Here is a 13,056-nt window from a genome sequence, read left to right as displayed (position 1 = left end):
GACGCGAGTCTGGCCTTTCATCGCGAAGCTGGCAACGCGGCTCAGGTCTGCGCGGCCGGCCCACCGATCGGCGGCAGCGGGCGGGACTCGGGCTTGTCGTCGTCCTTGCCGGCCTTGTTCCAGCCCATCGGCGGCGGCGGCTCGCGGCCTTCCATGATGGCGTCGATCTGCGGCGCGTCGATGGTCTCGTACTGCAGCAGCAGGTGGGACATCGTGTGCAGCTTGTCCAGATTCTCGGTGAGGATGGTCTTGGTGCGCGCATAGGCGCGGTCCAGGATGGCGCGTACCACCTCGTCGATGCGGCGCGCGGTTTCGTTGGAGACGTTCTTGTGCTGGGTGACCGAACGACCCAGGAACACCTCGTCCTCTTCCTCGCCGTAGGCGATCGGGCCCATCTCGTCGCTCAGGCCCCACTTGGTGACCATGTTGCGGGCCATCTTGGTGGCGCGCTCGATGTCGTTGGACGCACCGGTGGTGACCTTGTCGGCGCCGAAGATCAGCTCTTCGGCCACGCGGCCGCCGTACAGCGAGCACAGCTGCGATTCGATGGCCACGCGATTGAGCGAGTACTTGTCGCCTTCGGGCAGGTACATGGTCACGCCCAGCGCACGACCGCGCGGAATGATGGTGACCTTGTAGACCGGATCGTGCTCCGGCACCACGCGGCCGACGATGGCGTGGCCGGCCTCGTGGTAGGCGGTGAGCGTCTTTTCTTCTTCGCTCATCGCCATCGAACGGCGCTCGGCGCCCATCAGGATCTTGTCGCGGGCGCGGTCGAAGTGGTCCATGCGGACGTCCTTCGCGTTCTCGCGCGCGGCGAACAGCGCCGCTTCGTTGCAAAGGTTGGCCAGGTCGGCGCCGCTGAAGCCCGGCGTACCGCGGGCGATGACCATCGGCTCCACGTCGTCGGCAAGCGGCAGCTTGCGCATGTGCACGCGCAGGATCTGTTCGCGGCCCTTCACGTCCGGCAGGCCCACCACCACCTGGCGGTCGAAACGGCCCGGACGCAGCAGCGCCGGGTCCAGCACGTCGGGACGGTTGGTGGCCGCGATCACGATGACGCCTTCGCCGCCCTCGAAACCGTCCATCTCGACCAGCAGCTGGTTCAGGGTCTGCTCGCGCTCGTCATGACCACCGCCCAGGCCGGCGCCGCGATGGCGGCCCACGGCGTCGATCTCGTCAATGAAGATGATGCACGGCGCATGCTTCTTGGCTTGCTCGAACATGTCGCGCACGCGGCTGGCGCCCACGCCCACGAACATCTCGACGAAGTCCGAGCCGGAGATGCTGAAGAACGGCACCTTGGCTTCGCCGGCGATGGCCTTGGCCAGCAGCGTCTTGCCGGTGCCGGGCTGGCCGACCATCAGCACGCCGCGCGGAATCTTGCCGCCCAGCTTCTGGAACTTGCCGGGGTCGCGCAGGAACTCGACCAGTTCGCCGACTTCTTCCTTGGCTTCATCGCAACCGGCGACATCGGCGAAGGTCACCTTCACCTGGTCCTCGCCCTGCAGCTTGGCCCGCGACTTGCCGAAGGACATGGCGCCCTTGGCGCCACCGCCGCCGCCCTGCATCTGCCGCATGATGAAGATCCAGAACCCGATGATCAGCAGCACCGGCAGGAAGTTCAGCAGGATGGCCACCAGCGAGATACCGCTTTCGGGCTGCTCGCGGTCGATGGTGACGTTCTTGTCCAGCAGCGTGTCGACCAGCTTGTCGTCCTGCGGGCCATAAACGGTGCCGGTGGAGCTGTCCTTGCGCTTGAAGGCGATGGCGTTGGTGGCCAGGTTGCTCTCGTTGGTGAACTTCACCGAGGCCACGCGGCCGGACTCGACCTCGCGCAGGAATTCGGAATAGGTGATCGGGCCGCCGGTCGCGGTGGCGCCGCCCTTGGGCGAGAAGCTCTGGAAGACCACCATCAGCACGACGGCGACGACTACCCACAGCAGCAGATTCTTGGTCAGGTCGTTCATCCTCATCGGCTCCGGCGTTCCTCTTTCGTAATACGCACTTTACGTCACCTTACTTGATCTGGATCCGCTTGCCCTGCCCCAGGGCGTACACCTCGGGGGAGCGCTTGCGGGAGGCATCCGGCTTGCGGATCGCCACCTTGTCGTAGCGGCGGCGGAGCTCGCGGATGTAGTCGTCGAACCCGGTGCCCTGGAACAGCTTGATCAGGAAGGCGCCGCCCGGCTTCAGGTGCCGGTCGGCGAAGTCCATGGCCAGCTCCGCCAGGTACATCGCCCGCGGCTGGTCGACCGCGTCCACACCACTCTTATTGGGGGCCATGTCGGACAGCACAAGGTCCACGGGCGCACCGTCCAGCAGGGCTTCAAGCTGCGATAGGACGCTGTCGTCCCTGAAATCACCGTGAAGGAACTCCACGCCCGCCAAGGGCGGCATGTCCAGGATGTCCATCGCCACGACCCGGCCGTGGTCGCCCATCGCCTGGCGGACGAACTGCGACCAGCCGCCCGGTGCCGCGCCCAGGTCCACCACCACCATGCCGGGCTTGAGCAGGCGGTCGCGTTCCAGCAGCTCTTCCAGCTTGTAGGCCGCGCGCGAGCGCAGGCCCTCGGCCTGGGCCTTCTTCACGTAAGGATCGGAGAAGTGTTCCTTGAGCCAGCGCTGGCTGCTCTTGCTGCGGGTGGCCATGTCGGCAAGGTCTCCGGGCACGCTGCGACGGGAGCCGCCGGAGCCGTTCGTGGGGGCCGCCATGATACCCTGATCGCCCTTTCCGACCCGTACCGTGCCGCATGCCTGTTGCCCTGACCGCCGCCCAGACCCGTTTCCTGCGCGGCCAGGCCCATGACCTGAAAGCCCTGCTGCAGATCGGCAACAAAGGCGTCACTCCGGCCTTCCTCGCCGAGCTGGACGCCGTGCTGGAACAGCACGAACTGGTCAAGGTGAAGGTGGCGGGCGAAGACCGCGAGGCACGCGACGCGATGATCGGCGAACTGGCCGAGAAGGTCGACGCCGCCCTGGTACAGCGCATCGGCCATACCGCCGTGCTGTACCGCCCCAGCAAGGAGCGCCGGCAGATCGTGCTGCCGCGCGGCTGATCCGACTCCCCTGGCTTCCGTCATGCAGCTGAGCCACGAACTGCCCGACTACGCCTTCACCCTGCGCTCCGCCGACGGCCGACACGCACGGGTGAACGACCTCACCCTCACCGACAGCTTCATCCTGTCCCCGCAGCAGCTGGTCGAGAACTGGCCGGTCAGGGACAGCGCCGCGCTCACCGCCGATGATCTGGCGCCCCTGCTGGCGTTGCAGCCCGAGGTGGTCCTGCTGGGCACCGGCGAGCGCCAGGTGTTTCCGCCCGCCGCCGTCATGGCGGCCTGCCTGCGCCAGGGCGTGGGCCTGGAAGTGATGACCAACGCCGCGGCCGCTCGCACCTTCAACGTGCTGGCCGGCGAATCGAGGCGCGTGGTCGCGGGTTTCCTGCTGGCGCCGGGCTGATCCCATCACGGGTGCGCGCACGCCGCGCGCGGCTACCGGCGGGGAACGTCGCTGTACATCAGTCGCACCCAGACGCCGTAGTGGTCGGACGGCCAGGCGCCGGTCGCATCGGGCTGGTCGAGGATGATGTCGGCGTCGACGACGCGGAACGCATCGCGCTGCGCGAACACGTGATCGATGCGGATCGGCGCATGGCCCAGGTGCGGATTGAGCGTGGTATGCACCGGCGCGTTCGCGTCAACGCCCGGATGCGCGTCCGAATAGGCCTCGGCGAAGCGCGCGCGCAGCGGCGCAAGTTCGGGCATATCAGAGCGCGCATTAAAGTCGCCGCCGATGATCGAGGGAGCGTCGCCCGCCGTCTCGCCTATCAGCGTCAGCACGCCGGCGATCTGTTCGGCCCGTATCGCGCCGCCCTCCGGCGTGTGGTGCAAGTGCGTCACGTAGACGTTTAGCGGGCGGCCATCGACCGTCGTCCGCACCCAGCCGGCGTTGCGGTAGTCGTCCAGTGGCGCCAGCTTCACCTCGCGGGAGGCCTCGATCGTGCCCCGCACCAGGATCGCGTTGCCGTAGCGGCGGGCCTGAGTTGGCGCATCGGCGGAAAAGAAGCGGTACTGGTAGCCCAATCGTGAAGCCAGCACCTGCGCCTGGTTGGGCAGCGCCACATCCTGCAGGACTTCCTGCAGCAGGATCACATCGGCCCCCCGCGCGCGCAGGTCCGCGACGATCGCATCCTGCCTGCGCGGCCAGTCCTGCTTGTCGTGCCAGAGGTTGAGCGTCACCGCATCCACGGTGGCCGGGCTGTCTGCCGGCGTCATGGCCGTCGACGCACAGCCTCCGGCCAGGCCGAGCAGCACGCTCCACAGCACGGCGACGAAACCTGCACGTGCCATCCTGACCCGGTTCATCGCGCCGGCAGGTACTGCAACGGATCCACCGGCTTGCCGTTGTGGCGGATCTCGAAGTGCAGCATCTCGCGCGCGGCGCCGGTGCTGCCCATCTCAGCGATCTGCTGGCCGGCCTTCACGTTCTGGCCTTCGTTGACCAGGCGCTTGCGGTTATGGCCGTAGGCGGACAACCACTGCTCGCTGTGCTTGATGATGATCAGCTCGCCATAACCGACCAGGCCGGCGCCGGAGTACACCACCACGCCGTCGGCTGCCGCACGCACCGCTTGGCCGCTGCTGCCGGCGATGTCGATACCCTGCTTGGTCGCATCGCCGCCGACGAACCGCCCGATCAGATGGCCTTCCGCGGGCCATCGCCAGGCGAACCCACTGTTCGCCGGCGCAGGCACCGGTGCAGGCCGGGTCACCGGCGCCGGCGGCGGCGTGGGCCGCGTCGTGGTGCCGGCGGTGGAACGCGGAGGCGTCGTGGTCGGCCTGCTGCTGCCCGGATACAGCTTGAGCGTCTGCCCCGGATAGATCGTGTAAGGCGCGCCCAGCCCGTTCCAGCGGGCCAGGTCGTTGACGTCCACGCCATTGCGGAACGCGATGCCGTACAGCGTGTCGCCGCGCTGCACGCGCACGGTCGCGCCCGGCTTTCCCTGCGAGGGCTTGCGGGTGGCGGACGACGCGGAAGGCTCGCGCACCACGGTGGTCGAGCAGGCGCCTAGCAGCGCGACAACCAGTCCGATCAGGACGACGGAGGTGATGCGGCGGGCGGAACGGATCGTCGTGGTCATGCGTCGCTTCGTTTCCTCACAGGGCATGTTCTCAGCCGGTCAGCCGCTGGAACAGTTCGCGTACGGCCACGCCACCGCCCCCGATCAGCACGCTGAAATAGACGATCGTGCCGATGTTGGCCAGATGGCCCAGCAGGATCGCGCCACCATCGCGCTGGATGAAGCCGATGGCGTACAACAACAGCGCCAAGGCTGGCAGGGTATTGCTGAATGGCACGAATCCGAAGGGCGCCATCAGCAGCAGGGCGGCCAGGATGAAGGCCAGGTTGTTGATCACGCCCTGCCCCGGTCCGTCGACGAAGAGTCGCAGCCGGTGCGGGCGGCTGATCTTCTCCATGCGCCGCACCCAGACCAGGCCGGCGGTCAGGCCCGGACGCAGGCGCGCGGCCGGCAACGCCTTGTGCTTGACCCGCTGCGGCAGCCACAAGGGCCGGTTGATCAGGCGGCTGACGCCGACCAGCAGGATGGCCGCGCCGAACACCGTGCTCACGCCCGGGATCGACACCGGGATCAGGAACACCAGGGTCAGCAGGATGGTGAGCAGCAGCAGGCCTTCATCGCTGAAGACTTCCAGCAGTTCGCCCAGGCTCAAGGCGTCGGGTGGCAGGCGTTCGATGATGTCGGCCAGTTGCTGGCCCAGCGAAGCGGCCGGATCCGCGGCTTCCGTATGCGGTGCGTCGGTCATGCGCTCAGTCCAGCGTGCCCGACAGCAGCGGCACGAACACCACCGGCGCCAGCGTGGTTTCTTGCACGCTGCCGTCTTCGCGCTTCACCAGCCGCACCAGCGATTGCGAACCGCTGCCGCCGACCGGTGCCACCAGCTGCCCGCCCACCGCCAACTGCTCGACCAGCACCGGCACCAGCGCCGGCGCTGCCGCGGTCACGATGATGCCGTCGTAGGGACCGTGCTCGGCCCAGCCGATGCGGCCATCGTCGTGCTTGCTGCGCACGTTCAGGCCCAACTGGCGCAGGCGTTTGCGGGCCTGGCGCAGCAGATCGCCGATCCGCTCCACCGTGTAGACCTCCAGGCCCAGGGTGGCGAGCACCGCGGCCTGGTAGCCGGACCCGGTGCCGATCTCCAGCACCTTCTTCGGCGAATTCTCCAGCAGCACCTCGGTCATCCGCGCGACCACCCAGGGCTGGGAAATGGTCTGGCTGTGGCCGATCGGCAGCGCCGTGTCCTCGTAGGCGCGCGTGGCCAGCGCCTCGTCCACGAACAGATGGCGCGGCAGCGTACGGATGGCGTTGAGAACGCGCTCGTCGACGATGCCGGCCTCGCGCAGGCGCTCGACCAGGCGATCACGCACACGCTGCGAGGTCATGCCCATGCCCACCGCTTCGGGCTGCAGGCGCAAGCGCGGCGTCACGCCGACGCCTCCAGCGCGGCGGTGAGCCCGCCGACCCAACCTGCGACCTTCTCCAGCGCCTGGTAACGGGTCAGGTCCACGTGGATCGGTGTGATCGAGATGTACCCCATGCGCACGGCATGGAAGTCGGTGCCCGGGCCCGCGTCCTGCTCGCGTCCGGCCGGCCCGATCCAGTACACCGTGTGGCCACGCGGGTCCGGCTGCGGTACGCAGGGCTCGGAACGGTGACGGTTGCCCAGGCGGGTGACCTCGAAGCCGCGCACGTCGGCCCAGGCCATGTCGGGGACGTTGACGTTGAGGATGGTATCGGCCGGCAGCGGATCGGCCTTCAGCCGCGCCACGATCTCAACGGCCGCGCGCGCCGCGGTTTCGTAGTGCTTCGCGTCGTGGTTCTTGGTGGCCAGCGACATCGCCACGGCCGGCAGGCCCAGGAAACGCCCTTCCATCGCCGCCGACACGGTGCCGGAGTAGATGACGTCGTCGCCCATATTGGCGGTGTTGTTGATGCCCGAGACCACGATGTCCGGTTCGAACTCCAGCATTCCGGTCAGCGCCAGGTGCACGCAGTCGGTGGGCGTGCCGGCGACGCTGCAGGTGTAGTGATCGATGCGCTTGAGCCGGATGGGCAGATCCAGCGTCAGCGAGTTGCTGGCGCCCGAGCGGTCGCGGTCGGGGGCGACCACATACACTTCATGGCCCGCACTGCGCAGGCCTTCTGCCAGGATTCGGATGCCGGGGGCGTCGACGCCGTCGTCGTTGCTGACCAGTACGCGCATGGGTTTCCTCGGGGACGGGCCCATGATACCGGAACCGCGCCGATGCTTCCCGCGCTTGCGTCGCAGGACGATGCGGCTACGCTGGCGGCATGGCCCGACCCGATCCGCCCGAAGACGACGACGCTGCGCTGTTCCGCGATGCCATCGGCGAAGTGCGCCGCATGGAAGACGCGCCGCCGCCGCCGCGCAAGGCGCCGCCCAGGCCCCGCGCGCGCATGGCCGAACGCGACGATCTGGATGCACGCAGCGAGTTTCTGCGAGGACTGGATGCGCTTGAGCCGCTGGCGGCTGGCGACACGCTCAGCCATCGCCGCGACGCGCTGCCTGCACGCGCATTCCAGCGCTTGAAGCGGGGGCAGTACGCGGCGCAGGACGAACTGGACCTGCACGGCGCCACGGCCGCGCAGGCCGAGGGCCTTCTGCGGCGTTTCCTGGCCGATGCCGCTCTGCACGAGTACGGCTGCGTCCGCATCATCCATGGCAAGGGCCAGCGCGCGGACGCGGGTGCACCGGTGATCAAGAATCTGGTCGACCGCCTGCTGCGCCAGCGCGCGGACGTGATGGCGTTCCATTCGGCGCCGCCGGCACAGGGCGGCACCGGTGCGGTGCTGGTGCTGTTGGCGCGTCGCCGCTAGGCGGGCGTCAGTTCGTCGAGGCGATGGGCTTGATGACGGTCCGCTTCGGCGGGTTCACCCAGACCACGCGCGTGCCGCGTTGCTTGGCCACGCCGTCCACATAGGCCACGTAGACCTGGTCGATCTGGGTTTCGCGCTGCATGAGCGGCGCATCGCGCATCGCACTCTGCGTGCTGGTGCAGCCTGCCGACAATGCGGCCAGAAGCAGTGTTCCGCACACGAGACTGAGACGTTTCATGGTGACCTCCCGTCGGTTGGGGTGGACATGACATCCAGTACACCGGAGCGCGCCTCCGGCTCACCTTCGGCTTATACGCCTGCTGCAGCAGGCTTCCAGTCCCCTCAGCGGTCTTCCGACAAACGGTCGGAGACCAGTCGCGACGCCTCTCCGACCTCGCCCAGTTCGTGCAGCACCGCCGTCGCATAACTGCCCGGCGGCAGCGCGAAGCTCAACCGCAGCACCGATGAATCGGGCCACTCCCACGCCAGCCCCTCGGGGCGAAGCCGCAGGGCACGACGCTCCTGGCGCAGGCCTTCCTGTTCAAGGCCGGCCCTCAGCGCCAACGCATCGCCGGCCCGCAACGCGGCCTCTTCGCAGTCGCGGGCGGCCGCTTCCGCGCGGGAGGCGCCCTTTCCCCACAGCGGTCCCGTCGGATGGATGTCGAAATCCGCCAGGCGCTGCGCCAGCGTCCCGCTCCAGGGCTCGGGGCCGAAGACGCTGCGGCTGCCCGCCAGCATCCAGACCTCGCCCTCCAGGCCGCGATTCCAGCTGCCGTCGGCCAGACGGGCCGCCAGCACCCGGTTGAAAAGCTCCGAACGCGCGGCCGAGAGCAGCAGCGAACGCTGGTCACGTCGCACCCGGCGACCGGCGAACATCGCCAGCGCCGCCGCCACATTGCCACCATCGCGGCCGAAGCGCTGCTCGCCGAACCAGTTGGGCAGGCCGTGCGCGGCAATGTCGCCGAGCCGCGCCTCGATGGCGGTTCGATCGCCCGCCACATCCCGCAGGACCAGTTCGAAGCGGTTGCCGGCCAGCGCTCCCCGCGGCAGCTTGCGCGAATGCCATGAGGCCTCGATGACCTTGAGATCGTCCGACACCAGGCCCGCCAGATCCGGCGCCACCTTGCGCGGCAGGTGCACGCTGAAACGCTGACGGGTGACGGCATGGCGATCCTTCAGGCCCGCATAGCCCACGCCCATCTCGGCGATGCCCGCCCAGGCTGCGATGCGCTTGGCGGCGAAGGCCGTGTTCATGCCGCGCTTCTCCACCGTCAGCAGCAGATGCTCGCCTTCGCCCGACGGGTCGAAGCCCGCCAGTTCCTCGACGAAGAAGTCCTCCGGCACGCAACGGTACTGCGCGGTGAGCACCGGCGCGCCGAACGCGCGCGGCAGCGGCTCGCTCATGCCTTCACCAGCAGCACCACGGCCTGCGCCGCGATGCCCTCGCCGCGGCCGGTGAAGCCGAGCTTCTCGCTGGTCGTCGCCTTGATGCTGACTGCGCCCACCTCGATGCCAAGGTCTTCGGCCACACAGGCGCACATGGCATCGGCGTGCGGCCCGACCTTCGGACGCTCGCAGATGACGGTGACGTCCGCATTGCCGACGCGCCAGCCGCGTTCGCGCAGCAGCGCGTCGCAATGCCGCAAGAACGCACGGCTGTCGGCGCCCTTCCAGCGATCGTCGGAAGGCGGAAAGTGCTTGCCGATGTCGCCCAGCGCCAGCGCGCCCAGCATGGCGTCGCACAGCGCATGCAGCACCACGTCGCCGTCGCTGTGCGCCTGTACGCCGCGCGCGTGCGGCACGCGCACGCCGCCCAGCATGACGTGGTCGCCGTCGCCGAAGGCATGGACGTCGAAGCCCTGGCCGATGCGGATGTTCAAGGTGTCGGGCATGGCGATACCGTGCGGGCTCAGGTGCGGCGCGAAAGCTCGAATTCGAACCGTTCGAGGTCCGCGCGCGTGGTGATCTTGAAGTTGCTTTCCGCGCCTTCGACCAGCAAGGGGCGCAGACCCAGCCGCTCCATCGCCATGGCCTCGTCGGTGACTTCGACGCCTTCGGCCGTGGCGGCTTCCAGCGCGCGGGTCAGTTGCAGGCGGCGGAACAGCTGGGGGGTGAACGCGCGCCACAGCCGCTCGCGCGGCTCGGTGCCGTCTATCCCGCCATCGTCGCCCGCGCGCTTGAGGGTGTCGCGCACGGGCGCGGCAAGGATCGCACCGACCGGATCGTTCCGGCCGCGTTCCAGCAGTTGGGCAAGGTCTTCCCGCCCCAGGTTCGGGCGGGCCGCATCGTGCACCAGCACGAAATCATCCGCGCGCACGCTGGCCGGCAGTGCCTGCAGACCGGCAAGCACGGATGCGGCCCGGGTCGCGCCGCCGGTACAGGCGATCAGCGGCCGGCCCTCGTAATCCGTCCAGCCCGGCCAGTCCGGATCGTTCTCCGACAGCGGCACCACCACGCCTTCGACGGCGTCATGGGCGAACAGGGCCTGCAGCGTCCAGGCAAGCAGCGGGCGACCGTGCACGGTCAGGTACTGCTTGGGCAGTTCGCTTCCGAAACGGGTACCACGGCCGGCGGCAGGGACCACGGCCCAGACACCGGCCATCAGGGCGCCGCCTCTTCGTCCGCGTCGGCGGACGCCGGATCGGCCGACGCAGGCGTGGCGGGCACCGGCTCCACCACGCGGTAGAACGTCTCGCCCGGCTTGATCATGCCCAGCTCGCTGCGCGCGCGCTCCTCCACCGCCGATTCGCCGGACTTGAGGTCCTCGACTTCGGCGGCGAGGGCGTCGTTGCGCTCCTGCAGGCCCGCGTTCTCGCGCTTCTGCGCCGCGACCTGCTGTTCCAGCGCGACGACCTGGCCCGAACTGCCGACGCCGAACCAGAACTTGTACTGCAGCCATCCCAGCAGCAGCACGAGCACCAGCAGGAGCCAGGGCGCCTTGCGCATGGATTACTTCTTCAGCGACACGAAGGCGTTGCGGCCGGCATAGCGCGCCTTGCTGCCCAGCGCTTCTTCGATGCGCAGCAGCTGGTTGTACTTGGCCACGCGGTCGCTGCGGCACAGCGAACCGGTCTTGATCTGGGTCGCCGTGGTGGCCACCGCGATGTCGGCGATGGTGGTGTCCTCGGTTTCGCCGGAACGGTGCGACACGATCGCTGCGTAGCCCGCGTGGTGCGCCATCGCGATCGCTTCCAGCGTCTCGCTCAGGGTGCCGATCTGGTTGACCTTGATCAGGATCGCGTTGGCGGTGCCGGATTCGATGCCTTCCTTGAAGATCTTCGGGTTGGTGACGAACAGGTCGTCGCCGACCAGCTGCACCTTCTTGCCGATCCGGTCGGTCAGCAGCTTCCAGCCCGCCCAGTCGTCCTCGGCCAGGCCGTCCTCGATGGTGATGATGGGGTACTGCGCGGCCCAGTCGGCGAGGAAATCGACGAACTGCTCGCTGGTCAGGCGCTTGTTCTCGCCCACCAGGTGGTACTTGCCGTTGTCGAAGAACTCGCTGGAGGCCACGTCCAGGCCCAGCAGCACGTCCTCGCCCGCGGTGTAACCGGCCTTGCCGATGGCTTCCAGGATGGTGTCCAGCGCTTCCACGTTGCTGCGGAAGTCCGGTGCGAAACCGCCCTCGTCGCCGACCGCCGTGCTCAGGCCATGGCCCTTCAGCACCGATTTCAGCGAGTGGAAGATCTCGGTGCCGGCGCGCAGCGACTCGGCGAAAGAGTCGAAGCCGACCGGCAGCACCATGAACTCCTGGAAGTCCACGTTGTTGTCCGCGTGCGCACCACCGTTGATGATGTTCATCATCGGCACCGGCAGGGTCACGTCGCCGGTGGCGAGGTACTGCCACAGCGGCTGCTTCTTCGAGGCCGCCACCGCATGCGCGTTGGCCAGCGACACGCCGAGCAGCGCATTGGCGCCCAGGCGACCCTTGTTCTCGGTGCCGTCCAGGTCGATCAGGCGGCGGTCCAGGCCTTCCTGGTCGGTGGCGTCGAACCCGTGCAGCGCGTTCGCGATGGGCCCGTTGACGTTCTCCACCGCCTTGCGCACGCCCTTGCCCAGGTAACGGGTCTTGTCGCCGTCGCGCAGTTCCACGGCCTCCTTGGTGCCGGTCGAGGCACCGGACGGCACCATGGCGCGACCGAAGGAACCGTCGTCCAGCGTGACCTCGGCTTCGAGGGTGGGATTGCCGCGGGAATCGAGGATCTCGCGGGCGTGGATCTTGGCGATGGTCGTCATCGTGTCGTCTGCTCAGCTCAGAGAGTGGATTCTAGGAAACCGTTCTTCTTGGTGATGGAGTCCAGCGCCAGCAGTGTTTCCAGCAGCGCTTCCATCTTGTCCAGCGGCCAGGCGTTCGGACCATCGGACAAGGCCTTGGCCGGGTCCGGGTGGGTTTCAGCGAACAGGCCCGCCACGCCCACGGCGACCGCCGCGCGCGCCAGCACCGGGACGAACTCGCGCTGGCCGCCGGAGCTGCTGCCCTGCCCGCCCGGCAACTGCACCGAATGCGTCGCATCGAACACCACCGGACAGCCAGTGTCGCGCATCACGCTCAACGAGCGCATGTCGCTGACCAGGTTGTTGTAGCCGAACGACGCGCCGCGCTCGCAGACCATGATGTCCTGGTTGCCGGTGGACTTGGCCTTCTCGACGACGGGCTTCATGTCCCACGGCGAGAGGAACTGGCCCTTCTTGATGTTGACCGGCCTGCCGGCGGAGCAGACCTTGCGGATGAAATCGGTCTGGCGCACGAGAAAGGCGGGGGTCTGCAGCACGTCCACGACGGCGGCGACCTCGTCCATCGGCGTGTACTCGTGCACGTCGGTGAGTACCGGCACGCCGATCTGCTTCTTCACCGCGTCCAGCACTTTCAGGCCCTCTTCCATGCCCGGGCCGCGGAAACTGGTACCGGAGGTACGGTTGGCCTTGTCGAAGCTGGACTTGAAGATGAAGTTCATCCCCAGCCTGCCCGTGATTTCCTTCAGGCGACCGGCGACGTCGATCTGCAGCTGCATCGACTCGATCACGCACGGGCCGGCGATCAGGAACAGGGGCTGGTCCAGGCCGACGTCAAATCCACAAAGCTTCATTCACAAACCTCTCGTTTGAGCCCCTCTCCCCCGGGAGAGGGGTTGGGGTGAGGG

Annotated in this window: 17 protein-coding genes; 3 read left to right on the top strand and 14 right to left on the bottom strand. The window is 68.2% G+C overall.

The features are described from left to right. Nucleotides 1-41: 41 nt before the first annotated feature. Complete coding sequence (gene ftsH / locus IAE60_RS09525; protein ID WP_185895594.1) at nucleotides 42-1,970, bottom strand: ATP-dependent zinc metalloprotease FtsH; 1,929 nt, start codon at nucleotides 1,968-1,970, stop codon at nucleotides 42-44. Nucleotides 1,971-2,019: 49 nt separating this feature from the next. Beyond that, the gene (gene rlmE / locus IAE60_RS09520; protein WP_185895593.1) at nucleotides 2,020-2,652 is read right to left on the bottom strand and encodes a 23S rRNA (uridine(2552)-2'-O)-methyltransferase RlmE; all 633 of its coding nucleotides are present in this window, start codon (nucleotides 2,650-2,652) and stop codon (nucleotides 2,020-2,022) included. Nucleotides 2,653-2,753: 101 nt separating this feature from the next. On the opposite strand from rlmE, the gene yhbY reads away from it, so the two are divergent. After that, nucleotides 2,754-3,059: a ribosome assembly RNA-binding protein YhbY gene (gene yhbY, locus IAE60_RS09515; protein ID WP_187572075.1), complete on the top strand. Its 306-nt coding sequence runs from the start codon at nucleotides 2,754-2,756 to the stop codon at nucleotides 3,057-3,059. 22 nt (nucleotides 3,060-3,081) lie between these two features. Further along, a complete protein-coding gene (locus tag IAE60_RS09510; protein WP_185895592.1) occupies nucleotides 3,082-3,459 on the top strand; it encodes an Mth938-like domain-containing protein in 378 nt (125 codons plus the stop codon). A 32-nt stretch (nucleotides 3,460-3,491) separates the two neighbouring features. On the opposite strand, the gene IAE60_RS09505 is transcribed toward IAE60_RS09510, so the two are convergent. Genes IAE60_RS09505 through surE form a run of 5 tightly spaced genes read right to left on the bottom strand, consistent with a single transcriptional unit; the run spans nucleotide 3,492 to nucleotide 7,283 of the window. After that, a complete protein-coding gene (locus IAE60_RS09505) occupies nucleotides 3,492-4,349 on the bottom strand; it encodes an endonuclease/exonuclease/phosphatase family protein (protein ID WP_187572074.1) in 858 nt (285 codons plus the stop codon). Between the two features lie 11 nt (nucleotides 4,350-4,360). Further along, nucleotides 4,361-5,140, bottom strand: coding sequence for a peptidoglycan DD-metalloendopeptidase family protein (locus IAE60_RS09500; protein WP_187572073.1), 780 nt, complete (start codon nucleotides 5,138-5,140; stop codon nucleotides 4,361-4,363). 31 nt (nucleotides 5,141-5,171) lie between these two features. Continuing rightward, nucleotides 5,172-5,825 carry an exopolysaccharide biosynthesis protein gene (locus tag IAE60_RS09495; protein WP_187572072.1) on the bottom strand — a complete coding sequence of 218 codons (654 nt, stop codon included), beginning with the start codon at nucleotides 5,823-5,825 and terminating at the stop codon, nucleotides 5,172-5,174. Nucleotides 5,826-5,829: 4 nt separating this feature from the next. Then, nucleotides 5,830-6,507, bottom strand: coding sequence for a protein-L-isoaspartate(D-aspartate) O-methyltransferase (locus IAE60_RS09490; RefSeq protein ID WP_187572071.1), 678 nt, complete (start codon nucleotides 6,505-6,507; stop codon nucleotides 5,830-5,832). Next, complete coding sequence (surE, locus tag IAE60_RS09485) at nucleotides 6,504-7,283, bottom strand: 5'/3'-nucleotidase SurE (protein ID WP_187572070.1); 780 nt, start codon at nucleotides 7,281-7,283, stop codon at nucleotides 6,504-6,506. The genes IAE60_RS09490 and surE overlap by 4 nt, the downstream gene beginning before the upstream one ends. Before the next feature lie 89 nt (nucleotides 7,284-7,372). Between surE and IAE60_RS09480 the strand changes: the two genes are divergently transcribed. Then, a complete protein-coding gene (locus tag IAE60_RS09480; protein WP_187572069.1) occupies nucleotides 7,373-7,918 on the top strand; it encodes a Smr/MutS family protein in 546 nt (181 codons plus the stop codon). Between the two features lie 7 nt (nucleotides 7,919-7,925). Here IAE60_RS09480 and IAE60_RS09475 read toward each other — a convergent pair whose 3' ends face one another. From IAE60_RS09475 to kdsA, 7 genes are all read right to left on the bottom strand, one after another. Further along, the gene (locus IAE60_RS09475; protein ID WP_162109819.1) at nucleotides 7,926-8,156 is read right to left on the bottom strand and encodes a hypothetical protein; all 231 of its coding nucleotides are present in this window, start codon (nucleotides 8,154-8,156) and stop codon (nucleotides 7,926-7,928) included. 104 nt (nucleotides 8,157-8,260) lie between these two features. Beyond that, nucleotides 8,261-9,322: a tRNA pseudouridine(13) synthase TruD gene (truD, locus tag IAE60_RS09470; protein WP_187572068.1), complete on the bottom strand. Its 1,062-nt coding sequence runs from the start codon at nucleotides 9,320-9,322 to the stop codon at nucleotides 8,261-8,263. Further along, nucleotides 9,319-9,810, bottom strand: a complete 492-nt coding sequence (gene ispF / locus IAE60_RS09465; RefSeq protein ID WP_187572067.1) for a 2-C-methyl-D-erythritol 2,4-cyclodiphosphate synthase — start codon at nucleotides 9,808-9,810, stop codon at nucleotides 9,319-9,321. Before ispF ends, truD begins: the two co-directional genes overlap by 4 nt. Nucleotides 9,811-9,827: 17 nt before the next feature. After that, nucleotides 9,828-10,520: a 2-C-methyl-D-erythritol 4-phosphate cytidylyltransferase gene (gene ispD, locus IAE60_RS09460; protein WP_162109822.1), complete on the bottom strand. Its 693-nt coding sequence runs from the start codon at nucleotides 10,518-10,520 to the stop codon at nucleotides 9,828-9,830. After that, nucleotides 10,520-10,864: a cell division protein FtsB gene (gene ftsB, locus IAE60_RS09455; protein ID WP_187572066.1), complete on the bottom strand. Its 345-nt coding sequence runs from the start codon at nucleotides 10,862-10,864 to the stop codon at nucleotides 10,520-10,522. Before ftsB ends, ispD begins: the two co-directional genes overlap by 1 nt. A 3-nt stretch (nucleotides 10,865-10,867) precedes the next feature. Continuing rightward, nucleotides 10,868-12,151 (bottom strand): phosphopyruvate hydratase, encoded by a 1,284-nt coding sequence (gene eno, locus IAE60_RS09450; RefSeq protein WP_187572065.1) that lies wholly within the window; start codon nucleotides 12,149-12,151, stop codon nucleotides 10,868-10,870. A gap of 17 nt (nucleotides 12,152-12,168) precedes the next feature. Beyond that, nucleotides 12,169-13,002, bottom strand: a complete 834-nt coding sequence (gene kdsA / locus IAE60_RS09445; protein WP_187572064.1) for a 3-deoxy-8-phosphooctulonate synthase — start codon at nucleotides 13,000-13,002, stop codon at nucleotides 12,169-12,171. Nucleotides 13,003-13,056 lie beyond the last annotated feature (54 nt).

The organism is Pseudoxanthomonas mexicana (assembly GCF_014397415.1).
In the GTDB taxonomy this organism is placed as follows: Bacteria; Pseudomonadota; Gammaproteobacteria; order Xanthomonadales; family Xanthomonadaceae; genus Pseudoxanthomonas_A; species Pseudoxanthomonas_A mexicana.
Note: the sequence above shows the minus strand (reverse complement) of the source record. Positions and strands in the feature narration are given on the sequence as shown.